Genomic DNA, 14,538 nt, shown 5'->3' with positions numbered 1-14,538 from the left:
TTTTTAGGATACTTTAATGAAAACGATATAAGAATTAAACAACAATCGATAAGGCTCAGTACGATTTTAGTGTAAAGCATGTGACTTTAACTTTGTAAACCATCTGCCTTAACGAACATTAGGAAAAACTACATATGAAAATTTATATAATCATATTTACACTACTTTCATCTATCAATTTGTTCGGTCAAAATTCAATAAAAAGGACTATTGAACTTTCAGAAATAAAACTTTGTGAATTAACACTATCTGAATTAAAAAAACAGGATGAAAATTTGAAAGAAGTTGAATTAGAGGAAATGAATTTATGCTCTGATGGTTTTATTCAAGATGCTCGATTTGAGAATAGAAAAGGATATGTTTCAAAATATTATAATGGAATGATTTTCCAAAAAGACAGAGATTCTGATTTAATTTCGAAAATTAGATTAACGAAAGAGTTTAAGGGAAAACTACCAGATGGAAATTATATTGACCTTTCAAATTTGAATGCGGAAAAGGTTCTTGAGAAGTATCCGAAATTTAATACATGGAAATCTAGTGGTTGTTCAGACTATTGGAGTCTAACTGATGAATCAATGTATTTCTATGTCGCTATTGACAAAACGAAAGAATCAAGATATCCAATAGATGAAAAATTCTATATAACAAAACCAATTGAAGGAATTGATATTGTATCAAACTGTTATGAATTTACTCAAAATAATAAAAAAGAACCTTTGATAATTTTGAACGGAAAGGAAGTTACTAAAGCCCAAATTGAAAAATACAAACCTGAAGATATTGAATCAATTACCGTTTTGAAAGAATCTGCAATTGAAGAATACGGAGAAAAAGGAAAAAATGGAGTTATAATAATAATAACAAAATCGGTAAAATAACGTGTGCCAACACTGCCTAAGCTTCATACCCCACCCCGAGGGATGGGGTTCGCCGCTTAGCCTTAACGAACATTATGAAAAGACGTACAACAAACATATTAATCGGATTAATAATAGTCGGATTTGTTTCCTGCTTGGGAATTAAATCAATCGATAAGACTGATTATATAGGAAATTTCGAAGAGAAGCAATATGACTTCTTTGAATCATTTCGTCATAACCAGCTTGCGGACTATTATTATGAATTGCCGTTTGAGTTGAAATTCGGAGGAATTAGACCTTTCCCGTTTGATTCAACTGGAAATAAAGATTATTCTTGGTTGAGAAAACCTGAGAACTTGAAAATTGCCTTTAATGCATTCTCAACAGTCGGGCTTGATAAGTTTGTTTCTAAGGAAAAGTATTTTGAGAAAAATAACGAATGGTGTTGTGATACTGATTGGGAAAATAAATCATTAAACGAAATTGTTTCAGGTTTCATAAATTCAGACACCACTTCAAACGGACATGATTATTATTCAAAGTTTTGGCAACGTAGGAAACTTGAAAATAATGTAACAGTGACTTATGAAATCTTATCACAGATTGATAGATTCTACAATCAAAATGACCATGATTTGATTTACAAAAAGCAGGATTCTGTATTAATTGGACTTCTTGATTTTGATTCAAAGCTAACTCTCTCTGATTCTGCTAAATATAAAGCAAATGCAATTGAATATTTTAGTTTTCTAAAATCGGTTGGACTTGATTATTCAGCATTCAAACTGATTTGCAATAATCCTCGCCTTGACATTGATAAAAAACTGAAAGACAGCCTGATTATGACAATGAAATATGACACTTTATCAATTGACAATTGGGAGAATTTAAACGACAATAGAAACGGTTGGATAACGAGTGATTATTATCCTGACCCAAATAGATATTATGGACCTTAAAAAATAACGAAATGCCAACAATGTATAAAAAACATAAGTGGCTCAGTGCTTTACGAAGCTTTCGAGCATTTAATCAGCTCCGCCAAATCTGCGATTTGACGGGTTTGTTTAATATTTTAAAATTGTGTCAAAACGCAAATTTGGCTAAGTGCAACTTGACAGGTAAGAGCTTCGAAATCACTTACGTTTCTTATACTCACCGTTATGCTACATAAAACAATACTCTCATGGGAATGATGCCCCCTGGGCAAGATTAATCTTGTGCTTTTTACCCATTTAAATTCTGATAAATTTTTACAGATAAGATAGTCCACATATAATATTATCGTATAAAGTAAAATAGCAGGAAAGTGATAACCTGCTATTTCTTAAAGAATAATTCATTGAAAAAACTATATTTACTTAAGTTACATTCCCGGGCAATAGACTTAGGTGCATTGAATGACTACCTTTCCCCTTACTTTACGGTCCATCATTTCTTCTAGTGCTTCGGAAGCCTCTGCTAATGGGTATACCTTATGTATATGTGGAGTGACTTTTCCTTCTCCCAGCCATTGCATGAGTTGTTTAGTATTTTCCATATTCTTTTGTGGCGTTTTCATGGCAAAATTACCCCAAAACACACCAACAATAGAACATCCTTTTAACAAGGTGAGATTTAAAGGAATTTTGGGTATATCCCCGGCAGCAAAACCAACGACCAGATAACGGCCTTCCCAGGCCATGGTACGCAATGCCTGCTCTGAATACGCACCTCCTACAGGATCATATATCACATCCGCACCGTCACCATCAGTCAATTCTTTGATTCTTGTCTTTAAATCTTCTTGAGTATAGTTGATAAGTTCATAAGCACCATATTGCTTGCAAAGCTGTAATTTTTCATCAGTGGAAGCGACAGCAATCACTTTGGCACCCATTAGCTTGCCGAGTTCTACCGCTGCCAGTCCTACTCCGCCGGATGCACCTAAAACGACCAGTGTTTCCCCCGACTGTAATTTTGCCCGGTCCTTTAAGGCGTGATAAGAAGTTCCGTAGGCTATCATAAAAGATGCAGCGACTGAAAAGTCCATCTTATTCGGTTTTTTAAAACAAACATTGGCTGGAACTGCTACCTCCTCAGCATATCCTCCTTGCATGACAAAACCAAAAACTTCATCACCAACTTCCAGGTGTTTGACACCAGCGCCCACCTCCTTAACCACGCCCGCTACATCACTCCCCGGAATGAAAGGCAACTCGGGTTTAAATTGGTATAATCCCTGGATGATCAAGGTATCCGGAAAATTAACACCACAGGTTTTTACGGTAATTAAAACTTCTTTGTCTTTAATCTTTGGTGACTCAACATCTTCTACCGTGAGCTTCGATGGTGGACCAAACTCTTTACATACTACTGCTTTCATGTTACTCTTCGATCACTTTTAATACCAATTTACCCATTTTCTCTCCGGAGAATAAGCGCAAGAATGTCTCGTGAAAATTTTCTATCCCTTCATACACATCTTCTTTACTCTTCAATTTCCCTTGTGCGATCCAACCTCCCATTTCCCGGGCAGCTTTTCCGTAATCCTTCGCATAGTCCATGACCACCATGCCCTGCATAGTTGCCCGGTTTACCAATAAGGACAAATAATTACTGGGGCCCTTGACGTTTTCTTTATTATTATACTGAGAAATAGCTCCACAGATAACCACTCTGGCGTGCATCCGTAGCCTGGCTAAAGCAGCATCCAGAATTTCTCCTCCAACATTATCAAAGTACACATCAATACCTTTAGGACATTCCCGCTTAATTGCAGTGTGTACATTTTCTGATTTATAGTCGATAGCACCATCAAAGCCTAATTCTTCCTTGATATAGTTGCATTTCTTTTCACCACCGGCAATTCCCACTACTTTGCATCCTTTGATCTTGGCTATTTGCCCGACGATACTACCCACAGCGCCAGCTGCACCGGAAACAAGCACTACATCTCCTTCTTTAATCTTTCCTACTTCTAAAATACCAAAATAGGCAGTCATTCCCGGCATTCCCAGCGTGCCAATATACGTTGGTAAAGAGGCCAGGTTAGGATCTACTTTGTACCAATTATCACCATTTGTAACGACATACTGCTGTACCCCGCCCCAGCCAGTCACAAAATCTCCTTCGTTAAACTTTGGGTGGTTGTTGGATTTAATCACTTTCCCTATCGACCCTGAACGCATTACATCGTCAATTTTTACAGGCTCAATATATGATTTGCTATCGTTTATCCATCCCCGCATGGCCGGGTCGAGTGATATATAATGCTGCTGAATTAACACTTCGCCATCGCCAGGTTCCGGAACCGGATTAGATTGTAGTTCCCAGGTATCTTTTTCCGGTAGCCCTTGAGGTCGCTTTTTTAATATGATTTGCTTATTCATGATTATTTAAGGTTTTGTGTTTATGATTTTTTACAGGGAAGTTCCTCCATCTAAGGTGATGGTTTGCCCGGTAATAAATTTAGTGCTTTCTGATGCTAACCACACGATAGCTTCTGCAACTTCTTCTGCCTGTCCATAGCGCTTCATAGGTATCACACTTTTAAGCATCTCGTCCATGTCGGGCCTTACAGCTAATAGCTTATCTAACAGGGCTGATTCAGTATAACCCGGACACACGGCATTGATTCGAATATTTTTTGTCGCATATTCTAATGCTGCTGATTTTGTCATACCTACTACTGCAAACTTACTGGCAGAATAAGACAAGTTATTGAGCGATGCCTTAAGTCCTGCCAGGGAAGCCACATTAACAATATTGCCATGCCCTTGCTTCATCATCTGCTGCAAGGCGAGCTTCATGCCATAGAATACTCCCGTTTGATTGACAGCAATTACACTGTCCCAATCTTCGAGGGCATAATCGCCTGTTTTGGCCATCGTTTTTGGACCGATGCCTGCATTATTGACCATTACATCTAATTGCCCAAACTCTGCTACCGTATTATTTACCAGTTGTTCTACTTCATCAAACCGGGCAACATTGGCTACGATCGCTTTTGCCTCGCCACCTCTATCAGTGATTTCATCAACTATTTTTTGTGCTTTATCTTCTCGTATATCGGAGACTACCACTTTTGCCCGGTGGTTTGCAAAATGCTTTGCCGTAGCCGCCCCGATACCAGATCCTGCCCCGGTAACTATCACTACTTTATCTTTTACTTCCATAGGTCTATTTTCTTATTCTGGGTATCTAAAAATTTCTATTAATGATTACCGGAATGCTTTCTGATTACACTTTTACCCAATTGATACATGTGCACTTCGTCGGGCCCGTCAGCTAAACGCAATACCCTTGCCGCAGCATAGAAATGCGCGAGTGGCGTGTCCGGGCCAACTCCCATACCTCCGCGAATCTGAATGGCCCGGTCTATGACTTTAAGTGCCATATTTGGAGCAACTATTTTTATCATAGCGATCAGGTCTTTTGATGCTTTATTGCCAAGCTTATCCATTTTATCTGCTGCAGAAAGTGTTAATAACCGGGCCTGCTCTATTTCGCATTGTGATTGGGCAATCTCCTGACGAATACTGCTGTAATCTTTAAATGTTTTGCCAAAGGTAGATCGTTCTGTAGCCCGCCTGGACATTAGTTCTAACGATCGCTGTGCCATCCCTATCAACCGCATGCAATGATGAATACGACCAGGCCCTAATCTACCTTGTGCTATCTCAAAACCCCTTCCCTCTCCAAGGATCAGGTTTTCTTTGGGTACTCTTACGTTTTCTAATTCAATTTCTGCATGCCCTTCCGGCGAATCATTAAAGCCAAATACCGATAATGGCCTGGTCACCTTTACGCCCGGATTGTCCATCGGAACTAAAATCATGCTCTGTTGCTGATGTCGTGGCGCCTTGGGATCGGTTTTACCCATTACAATAGCAATTTTGCACGCAGGGTTCATTCCTCCTGAAGACCACCATTTTGTACCATTAATAAGATAGTCGTCACCCTCTGGCGTAATGGTCGTTTCGATATTGGTGGCATCAGAAGAAGCAACCTGAGGCTCAGTCATTAAAAAAGCGGAACGGATTGTACCTTCCATTAACGGGTTCAGCCATTGTTTTTGCTGTTCTGGTGATCCGTATTTTGCCAGCACCTCCATGTTTCCCGTATCCGGGGCATTACAATTAAAAATCTCTGATGACCACAAAATACGCCCCATTATTTCTGCCAGGGGGGCATACTCAAGGTTTGATAATCCTGGGCTTAAATCTCCATAGCTTTTTGGCAAAAATAAGTTCCATAATCCAGCAGTTTTAGCCTTTTCTTTAAGATCTTCCATTCCCGGCCATGGTTTCCATCGATTATCAGGATTGTAAAGAAACGCATTGACCTCTCCTTCTATCGGGAGTATGTACTCTTCAAAAAAACTGGTGAGCTTCTTTTGGAGTTCAATTATTCTTTCTGTGTAATCAAAATTCATCGTTTATGTATCTTTTTTGGTATTGGCTTTACAACATTTTAGAGCAGGAGCCATCGCTTTTTTTATGTTCTTTATGCGAGGAAAATGAATGGCAAATCGCGATAATCTAAGTTCATGAAATACGAGAAACTGTAAGGATCTACCCTTGCAAACGAATATACCCGTATTTAACCGGCAATTATACAGCTTTCAGGCCGGCATTTTCAATTCGTTAACTCCTTCATGAACTCCGTCTTGCCATTAATTAAAAACTTCTTTTTCTCCGGCAATTGTCAATACCTCCTCATTTTGTAACACTTCTGCCAGCCCATTAGTCTTAGGCAATTCGTATTTAAAATAGAATTTCATTGAGTGAATTTTGCTTTCATAGAACTCTTCCGAATATGTTTTCTTTCCGGTAACCAAAGCATTTTTAGCATTTGCAGCCATCTCTAACCAGATCCAGGATAATGTAATGGTGCTTAAATACTCCATAAAGGGGGTAGCATCTGACAAGAAACGTTCATAATCGCCTTTTTTGGCAAAACCAATCAAGTGCTGTATCACCCTGGATGCTTCTTGTAGTTTATCTCCTAATTTCCCGGCATATATTTTCAGATCATCATATTTTAAAGCGCTATTAATGGTCTGTTTAATCTCCTCAGTCAACAGTTGCAAGGCTTTGCCATCTTGTAACAACAATTTTCTACCTAACAAATCTTGTGACTGGATTCCTGTGGTTCCTTCATAGATAGAAAAAATACGGATATCGCGATGATATTGCTGTAAGATAAAATCAGTACAGAATCCATAGCCACCTAACACCTGCAACCCATTAGAAACTGATTGTGCCCCCATTTCAGACGGGTAAGTTTTGACCATTGGTATAATCAATTCCAATAATAAACCGTACTTCTCCTTCTCATTTTTATCTGTCAGGGTATGTTTTAAATCATAGTATTTAGATGCTAACAAAACCAGGCCCAAAGAGCCTTCTGATACAGTTTTCTGGAATAGCAACATTCTTCTAACATCCGGATGATTGATGATAAAGGTCTGTCCTTCCTCCGGGTCTTTTTTACCAGTACTGGCTAATTTTCTACCTTGGGGACGTTCTTTGGCATATTCTAATGATGCATGATATGCAGCCGTAGCAATGGCAGCACCACCCCTTCCTACTGCAATGCGAGCCCCGTTCATCATTAAAAACATATATTTTAGCCCTTTATTGGCCTCACCGACCAAATACCCCCGACACTCACCGGCATCGCCAAAGCCTAAATGAGTTGTACAATAGCCCCGCTGGCCCATTTTCTGAAAGTCTGCAACTGTGGTAACATCATTGGAAACCAAATTCCCATCTTCATCCGGACGTTTTTTTGGCACTACAAATAAAGAGATCCCTTTAGTTCCTGCCGGAGCACCCTCTATTCGTGCCAAAACCAGGTGTACAATGTTATCTGCATATTGATGGTCACCACCAGAAATAAAAATTTTCTGTCCGGAAATTTTATAAGAACCATCGCTTTGAGGAATTGCCTTTGTAGTAATATCAGATAAAGAACTTCCTGCCTGGGGTTCTGTCAAACACATGGTTCCACCCCAGTCTCCCGAGAGCATTTTGGGCACGTAAGTATCCTTTAATTCCTGGCTGGCAAAATTGATAATCAGTTCTGCTGCCCCTAAGGTTAACCCGGTGTAGCCGGTCAAATGATTATTGGCAGCTTCCTGTATAAAAGAAGAGGCCGTATAAAGCATCATAGGAAGTTGTAAACCTCCCTCTTCGTAATCAAAGGGCCCTGAGATAAATCCCATTTCTCCTCCTTGCTTCATCATTACACCAACCTGTTTATGTACTTCTACCCCACCATCTTTATAGTGGGCCGGGTGTTCGTCCATTTCTTTAAAATAAGGATACAACTCCCTGTCAGAAAAATCCTTAACAGAATCTAAAAATAAATTCATTGATGAGATATCATGATCATCAAATCGACCTTGATTTAACACCTCTTCTAATTGATACACATCATACAAAAGGTACTTCAATGTATTTATATCTACATACTTTTTTGCCATCACTAAAAGTTTTAAAGAATTTGATTATTAACGATTCAATAAATTACGGAGATATTTATTAAATAATAATTAAACTGGTTTAATAAATCATTTTCTCAGGAATGCCTGCTTTGAGGAACTGAAAAACGGTGGAAATAGTCTTTATTGTTAGCAGCTTACCATACCTGGTAAATACTTAAATAAAGGTATTATGAACTGACGGCTTTGTTCAGTGACTGGATAAAACTAGTCGGAAAGTAATTTTAGTTTTTAAATTGCCTCCTTGCTCAGTCTTTTGCGAATTTTAGAAAGCCCAACAGGAGTCAGTCCCAGATAAGAGGCTATGAGATATTGTGGTACACGCTGAAAAAGGGACGGTCTTTTTTCTAATAATTCCAGGTATCGTTCCTGGTTTGATATGTTCTTAATTTGGTGAATGCGTTGAAAATTATTGATAAATGCTTTTTGCATTGATAACCTGCCAAACCGCTCTAGCTGATGAGAATAATCAAAGATTTTTTCAACATCCTTTTTAGAGATTGTATATAAGGTAGAATCTTCCATCACTTCGAGGTAAGCGTGTGACGGCACTTCCTGGATATAGGCATATAAATCCGTAAAGAAATAACCTTCGGTAAAAAACTCCATCACTTGAGAGATACCCTCATCAACGGTATAATAAGTAACACAACCCTCCTTCATAAAGTAGAAAGAATCGATATACTGGTCAGGCTTTAATAGAAAAGAACCTTTAGCAACAGATTCCTTTTTATAAAACTGCAAAGCAAACTTCATATCAGCGTCGCTAACAGTAGTAAATGATCTTATTTTGCGTTGTAAATCCTCCAAGTTAGTAGTTTAGATAAGTACTACTAAAAAACAAAATATTCAATGATTGAGCAAGTATAGTCATGGCAATAAATAGATTAATCACTTTGCTAGTATAGAAAACCATTCAGGAATTGTTAGGGACTATTGTGATTTGCGTACAATTAAGAAAAAAGCGGTTGGAGCTCAGGTAATAAAGATTTTCCGGGGTTTTAAACGGGTATAAAATTATCCGATTACAGTCGGTTACAAACGCTTACTAACGGGTATTAATAATAGAAAATATTTGATTTTGAGCTGGGAACAGCTATTTTTAAGATTTAAAGGGATTTATTAACAACTAAAACAACGATAGTTATATAAGGAATAAGCGCGACAGAGTTGCGCATAGCCAATCGTTAGCTTGCATTAGGTACGATAAAGGTTCATCATTTATTAAATCATTTAAAGAATAGAATTTGATAAAAAACACTTGATTTTTAAAAAGAAAATATCAGCTTGATAAAGTAATTCTCAATGATTTTTAAAAAGAAAAAATCGACAAATCAATATGATCCAATAGTTAAAGAACTTAAGCTTAAAAAAGACTATAAATTCATGTATGAGAATTTTATTTTTTCAACTCAACATGAGTTATACCTATTGCTTGAGGAAAAAGAAGGACAAATTGAAGCATTAAGATTTCCATTTGCCATTTTTAAATATGGGTATCCAAATGACGAGATTAGTCACTCTTTAATGAAATATGGATTAGGATTTTATGGTTTATTTGAAACTCAAAATTCACCCTGGATTCAAGAACTCCTTGATTTAAACAGACAACATCCAAGCCATAAAGATGAACATTATTCAAACAGAAGACATTTCATTGCAAAATTTAAGGATGTGACTCTTGAAGTGATTGCTGATAGTTTTGAGGAATGTACAATTTCAAAAACTGATTTGATGGATTTATTTTCAACCGAGATAGATAATTTGAAAGAGTAACCCAAGCTAACATGGGCTATGGTCCACCGTTTTGTTTTTCAGTTGGGGCTATTATCTTTGGGTGTTAGCTATGCGTTTTTTTAAGTAGCCTTAGGTTTCGGCGGACACATAGCCTTGACGTTGTAGAATTTAATCGAGAAAATAATGAAAATCATATTTACTTTTTGCTTTCTTTTGACCTTATCAATTAATACAAATGGCCAAACTGATTCTACTCTGAAATATACTTTTAATGAAGAAAACGTAGTAGCCAGTGCCATTGATGGTGTTTGGAAGTCGAAAAAATCAGGTCTGAAGATTACTTTCAAAAAAGACACAACAGTACTCGCCATTATACCAAAGAAACACTATGATTTTCTAAATAATAAAGTTATATATCATGCCGGCTATATGACAATTGAAAATCAGGGTGGCAAAAAAATCAATACTCTATTTGTTTTAACGGAACATCATGGTAATCCGTATTTGATATATTATAAAGATAGCAGGGGTATACCTTATGGAAATCCTGATAGCCTAATTCTTTTTACTGTAACAGGTGAGGAGAAAAAAGATGATAAATTATTCCTTTGGGGCGATCGTAACTATGAACCATTTGTTGAATATATGAGAATTGAATGAAATACTTAAACATTGTGCATTATTCATACCTGGTGAACACCAAGGCTGTGCGGAGATTTGCGATAGGGTGATTTCAAACCTATAATGCAATGCCGGAAATGTATCCCCACTGTACAACAATATGTTTTATAAATAATCTCTTTTCTTCAATTTCATTTTGATTTAACATCTCAACTCAATTTCTTTTTTAAAATCTTTCCTGTGGCACTCAGTGGCAGCGCATCCATAAACTTGATGATCCGTGGATATTTATAGGCTGCGATGTGTTCTTTAGTCCATTCGATCAACTCACCTTCAGATATTTCCTGACCGTCCTTTAGCACTACACAGGCTTTGATCTCCTCCCCGGCTTCGTCATCCGGAACTCCGATCACCGCGACCATCGATATTGCATCGTGCTTCATCATCACTTCTTCTATTTCACGCGGATATACATTCAGTCCCTTCCTGTTGATCATTTCTTTTGTTCTGTCCACGATATAGAAAAAGCCGTCTTCATCTTTTACCGCGACATCACCTGAATGAAGCCAACCGTTTTTCAGAGTCACTTTATTGGCTTCAGGTTTATTGAAATAGCCTTTCATCACATTATGTCCACGGTAGACCAACTCCCCTTTTTCCCCAACGGGCACTTCTTTGTCGTTTTTATCGACAACCTTTACTTCAACGCCCCACACAGGAGTTCCAACTGATCCGGGCTTTTTACCAAATTGTTCCTGGTTAAAGGTCACCACCGGGGAACCCTCAGACATCCCATATCCCTCCAGGATATCCACACCGAATTTCTCAGCAAAACTTTCCAATACTTTAACAGGTAAGGCAGCACCGCCTGAAACACAAGACTTCAGGTTTGCTGCAATTGCTTTCAGATCGAACTTGGTATTTTCATAATGGAGTAATCCCCAATACATAGTTGGCACTCCGGCGAATATGGTGATCTTGTGCTTCTCCATTAGTCCAAGAACGGCCTCTGCATCAAATCGTGGTAAAAGTACTGATGTAACACCTTTATAAAGACCTGCATTCATTAGTACCGTCATGGCAAATATGTGAAACAGGGGCAAAACAATTAATAATTTATCCTCGCTGCCAGCCTCGACAATTTCAGTGGAAATAATAGCATTGAGTAGAAGATTTGAATGGGTTAGTTCTGCTCCTTTTGGCTTTCCTGTAGTTCCGGAAGTATAAATTATTACTGCTGTATCATCGGAAGAGGTCACTACATTTTCAAAAAACGGATCCTGGTCTTTCATCAGCATCCCCATGGTTTTTGTTCCTTCTATGGGTGAAGGAGCAGTCGGGTCACTGGTGATCACATAAAATTGTTCACAGCCGTCTGTTTCATCAAAACCGGCTTTCCCTTCCGTACCCATGGGTAATTCAGTACTGCCCTCAAAACAAAAGTAAGCCGAAGCACCGGAATCCTGAAGGTGGTAGGCTACCTCTTCCCTTTTTAAAAGAACCGATAGCGGAACTACGATGGCTCCCGTTTTGAGGATACCAAAATAGACCATCGGGAAATAAGGCAAATTAGGACAGCTAAGTGCAACCCGATCACCTTTTTTAATACCTGCTGCTACAAGCCCGTTAGCGATCTGGTTTGCCGCCCCATTAATCTGAGCAAAACTCAAATGCTTATCCATAAATATAAAGGCGTCCTTATCGGGAAATTTACGGGCGCTATCTTCTAATACCACTGATAGGTTAGTCATAATTTGTTCTTTTAGATTTTAAACCAGGCAAAATATCACTTTGACGATTAGACAAATTATGTATTACAATATACAACTAAATAACCTTTAGGGGTTTGATTTTTAAAGGAATTTCATCTTATGAAATTTAAGGATTGGCAATATGAATAAGCCTGACATCATTTGAACGGTTGCGAATATATTTCAAAAGTTGATTTCAGCTTTAATTCCAATTTTAACTTCAATTTCTTTGAGGTTCATCTATTATGATTATTTTATTCACTTATAAACATGGAGATAATCATCAAAAACAACTAAAACAGGACATCTAAAAAATTCTCAATAAATATGTTAACTATATAAATAAATAACCATTAATCTATAAACCTAAAACAATTTACAAATGACAACTTTTAGAGTAACCAAAACAATTTTGTTTAAAGCTATTTTTATAATGACACTCTTAGTGGGAGCTGTATCATGTGAAGTATTTGAAGGGCCTGAAGGTCCACAAGGACCTCAAGGTCCGCAGGGAGACCAGGGACCACAAGGCCCCCAGGGACCTGCCGGAGATGATGGAAATGCTGAAGTAATTTACAGCGACTGGATTCCAGCAAACTTCGAAGGGACATCATCTTCTGTCAAATATATGAATATCGATTTCCCAGCCGAAGTACCGAGTGCCGCAAGCATAAAAGACACGCACATCATACTGGTTTATTTTACCGGGTATGGCGATGGTAATGTATATCAGTTACCGATACTGAATTTCAGAGGAGCCCAATTTACTTTTGGTTTTGGCAGCCTTAGTACAGCTTCAGAAGATATTAGAATTCGTGCACAGGCATTAAGTGGCGATTTGAATGAATTTCAGATTGATCCTGCAAGAGGGAATAAATTTCGATATGTCATTATTCCTCCTACTGTACCTGTAGGAAGATCTTCAATGGACTTTTCTGACTATGAAGAAGTAAAAGAGTACTTCAATATTGAAGACTAACAAAATATCTTTATAAAACACTTAAAACCTTTGGTAAGATTTCACCAAAGGTTTTTTTATTGCTTCGGTTTATTACTTTTGAAAAGTGAAAACCCGGCACTGACTAAAACACTTTATGAAATCTTTTATTCCAATATTTTTGCTGATTACTTTTTTCACTTGTAATGCTGAAAATGTTTATGTAAACAAAGTCAGGCACATTAAAGATGATCTGTTTTACATTGATTTGAATTACAAAGATGGATACGATTGGAAAGCTCATGATGAAATAGAGATTTACTTAGGCAAAGCCCGGGAAGCGGGATCAGAATCTACAATAAGAAAAGTTCCCATTGACATAGCAAAAAAATATTTCAATCTACCACCGAATGAGGACTTATGGCTCTTTGATAATAGTTCTTATTCCAAAATTGGACTTTTACATTTTGAAGGCGTCGAATATTATGAAGACATGATATCTAGTTACTATGTCGCAATATTCAAAATCGAAAATTATCAAGTACCATCAAACAGTGAAAACCGTGAATACTTCTGCATAAGCTCCAACTCTTCATCTGGTTTCAAAAAGATAAACCCTGAAAAGGTAGATTCTGATTTATACTGTGAAGTAATTAAAAATAAGTATGAATACAATGACAAAATGCAACTTAGCTATTCATCTTTAGAACATGATAATTCAACCTTCACGCTCTGTTCATTCTATGATAAGAACTATAGTGGTAATTCAGTATTAATGGAATCTATTCAAGGCAAGCATACTATTCTAAATGAAATCCTCAACGATGAATATGTCATATGGGATTTTATAATAACTCCTGTGTATTACAATAATAAACCAGTTCTGATAATGGAAATGGCCGTACCCGACACAGATAACTACTGGACTCAAATTGGTATATATAACGGATCAAAATATATTCTCCAATCACCTGACAAAGCGATAGTAATAGAATAATAATTCTGTCCTATTCTCTCAATACATTATTTTGTCTCCCGCACCCCAATTTGATAGTAGGTAACATTTAATTACCTCTCAATTAAACCTATCCCCTTATTTTAGCGTTTGCTAAAATAAAAATAATTGTTACCTTACTGATC

The 14,538-nt window shown here is 37.5% G+C and carries 13 protein-coding genes; 6 read left to right on the top strand and 7 right to left on the bottom strand.

All coding sequences use genetic code 11. The annotated features are described in order from the left end of the window. The first annotated feature begins 134 nt into the window (after window positions 1–134). The gene (locus OO013_RS16180; RefSeq protein WP_266057994.1) at window positions 135–881 is read left to right on the top strand and encodes a hypothetical protein; all 747 of its coding nucleotides are present in this window, start codon (window positions 135–137) and stop codon (window positions 879–881) included. Window positions 882–955: 74 nt separating this feature from the next. Next, on the top strand, window positions 956–1,822 hold the full coding sequence (locus OO013_RS16175) for a hypothetical protein (RefSeq protein ID WP_266057993.1): 867 nt from the start codon (window positions 956–958) through the stop codon (window positions 1,820–1,822). A gap of 428 nt (window positions 1,823–2,250) precedes the next feature. Here the strand turns inward: OO013_RS16175 and OO013_RS16170 are convergent, their stop codons facing one another. The 6 genes from OO013_RS16170 to OO013_RS16145 form a co-directional block, all read right to left on the bottom strand. After that, window positions 2,251–3,228: an NADPH:quinone oxidoreductase family protein gene (locus tag OO013_RS16170; RefSeq protein ID WP_266057992.1), complete on the bottom strand. Its 978-nt coding sequence runs from the start codon at window positions 3,226–3,228 to the stop codon at window positions 2,251–2,253. Window position 3,229: 1 nt separating this feature from the next. Then, entirely contained in the window at window positions 3,230–4,234 is a 1,005-nt protein-coding gene (locus OO013_RS16165) for an NADP-dependent oxidoreductase (protein ID WP_266057990.1), read from the bottom strand. A gap of 30 nt (window positions 4,235–4,264) precedes the next feature. Beyond that, the gene (locus OO013_RS16160; RefSeq protein ID WP_266057988.1) at window positions 4,265–5,020 is read right to left on the bottom strand and encodes an SDR family NAD(P)-dependent oxidoreductase; all 756 of its coding nucleotides are present in this window, start codon (window positions 5,018–5,020) and stop codon (window positions 4,265–4,267) included. A 38-nt stretch (window positions 5,021–5,058) separates the two neighbouring features. Further along, window positions 5,059–6,279 carry an acyl-CoA dehydrogenase family protein gene (locus OO013_RS16155; protein ID WP_266057987.1) on the bottom strand — a complete coding sequence of 407 codons (1,221 nt, stop codon included), beginning with the start codon at window positions 6,277–6,279 and terminating at the stop codon, window positions 5,059–5,061. 240 nt (window positions 6,280–6,519) lie between these two features. Further along, window positions 6,520–8,334, bottom strand: coding sequence for an acyl-CoA dehydrogenase family protein (locus tag OO013_RS16150; protein ID WP_266057986.1), 1,815 nt, complete (start codon window positions 8,332–8,334; stop codon window positions 6,520–6,522). 249 nt (window positions 8,335–8,583) lie between these two features. Next, window positions 8,584–9,162: a Crp/Fnr family transcriptional regulator gene (locus tag OO013_RS16145; RefSeq protein WP_266057985.1), complete on the bottom strand. Its 579-nt coding sequence runs from the start codon at window positions 9,160–9,162 to the stop codon at window positions 8,584–8,586. Window positions 9,163–9,657: 495 nt separating this feature from the next. Between OO013_RS16145 and OO013_RS16140 the strand changes: the two genes are divergently transcribed. Then, on the top strand, window positions 9,658–10,128 hold the full coding sequence (locus OO013_RS16140) for a hypothetical protein (protein ID WP_266057983.1): 471 nt from the start codon (window positions 9,658–9,660) through the stop codon (window positions 10,126–10,128). 144 nt (window positions 10,129–10,272) lie between these two features. Further along, entirely contained in the window at window positions 10,273–10,749 is a 477-nt protein-coding gene (locus OO013_RS16135) for a hypothetical protein (protein WP_266057982.1), read from the top strand. 170 nt (window positions 10,750–10,919) lie between these two features. Here the strand turns inward: OO013_RS16135 and OO013_RS16130 are convergent, their stop codons facing one another. After that, window positions 10,920–12,461: a long-chain-fatty-acid--CoA ligase gene (locus tag OO013_RS16130; RefSeq protein WP_266057981.1), complete on the bottom strand. Its 1,542-nt coding sequence runs from the start codon at window positions 12,459–12,461 to the stop codon at window positions 10,920–10,922. Between the two features lie 382 nt (window positions 12,462–12,843). Here OO013_RS16130 and OO013_RS16125 point away from each other — a divergent pair, with 382 nt between their 5' ends. Both OO013_RS16125 and OO013_RS16120 read left to right on the top strand, forming a co-directional pair. Beyond that, window positions 12,844–13,440 (top strand): hypothetical protein, encoded by a 597-nt coding sequence (locus OO013_RS16125; RefSeq protein ID WP_266057980.1) that lies wholly within the window; start codon window positions 12,844–12,846, stop codon window positions 13,438–13,440. A 115-nt stretch (window positions 13,441–13,555) separates the two neighbouring features. Then, window positions 13,556–14,395, top strand: coding sequence for a hypothetical protein (locus tag OO013_RS16120; RefSeq protein ID WP_266057979.1), 840 nt, complete (start codon window positions 13,556–13,558; stop codon window positions 14,393–14,395). Window positions 14,396–14,538 lie beyond the last annotated feature (143 nt).

This window comes from Mangrovivirga halotolerans, from assembly GCF_026241165.1.
Classification (GTDB): Bacteria; Bacteroidota; Bacteroidia; order Cytophagales; family Cyclobacteriaceae; genus Mangrovivirga; species Mangrovivirga halotolerans.
Note: the sequence above shows the minus strand (reverse complement) of the source record. Positions and strands in the feature narration are given on the sequence as shown.

What these genes read in the sequence shown, in the direction of transcription:
- OO013_RS16155 (WP_266057987.1), bottom strand. Translation starts at nt 6,279, where the DNA reads ATGAATTTTGATTACACAGAAAGAATAATTGAACTCCAAAAGAAGCTC.
- OO013_RS16175 (WP_266057993.1), top strand. Translation starts at nt 956, where the DNA reads ATGAAAAGACGTACAACAAACATATTAATCGGATTAATAATAGTCGGA.
- OO013_RS16160 (WP_266057988.1), bottom strand. Translation starts at nt 5,020, where the DNA reads ATGGAAGTAAAAGATAAAGTAGTGATAGTTACCGGGGCAGGATCTGGT.
- OO013_RS16125 (WP_266057980.1), top strand. Translation starts at nt 12,844, where the DNA reads ATGACAACTTTTAGAGTAACCAAAACAATTTTGTTTAAAGCTATTTTT.
- OO013_RS16135 (WP_266057982.1), top strand. Translation starts at nt 10,273, where the DNA reads ATGAAAATCATATTTACTTTTTGCTTTCTTTTGACCTTATCAATTAAT.
- OO013_RS16150 (WP_266057986.1), bottom strand. Translation starts at nt 8,334, where the DNA reads ATGGCAAAAAAGTATGTAGATATAAATACATTGAAGTACCTTTTGTAT.
- OO013_RS16120 (WP_266057979.1), top strand. Translation starts at nt 13,556, where the DNA reads ATGAAATCTTTTATTCCAATATTTTTGCTGATTACTTTTTTCACTTGT.
- OO013_RS16170 (WP_266057992.1), bottom strand. Translation starts at nt 3,228, where the DNA reads ATGAAAGCAGTAGTATGTAAAGAGTTTGGTCCACCATCGAAGCTCACG.
- OO013_RS16130 (WP_266057981.1), bottom strand. Translation starts at nt 12,461, where the DNA reads ATGACTAACCTATCAGTGGTATTAGAAGATAGCGCCCGTAAATTTCCC.
- OO013_RS16180 (WP_266057994.1), top strand. Translation starts at nt 135, where the DNA reads ATGAAAATTTATATAATCATATTTACACTACTTTCATCTATCAATTTG.
- OO013_RS16165 (WP_266057990.1), bottom strand. Translation starts at nt 4,234, where the DNA reads ATGAATAAGCAAATCATATTAAAAAAGCGACCTCAAGGGCTACCGGAA.
- OO013_RS16140 (WP_266057983.1), top strand. Translation starts at nt 9,658, where the DNA reads ATGATTTTTAAAAAGAAAAAATCGACAAATCAATATGATCCAATAGTT.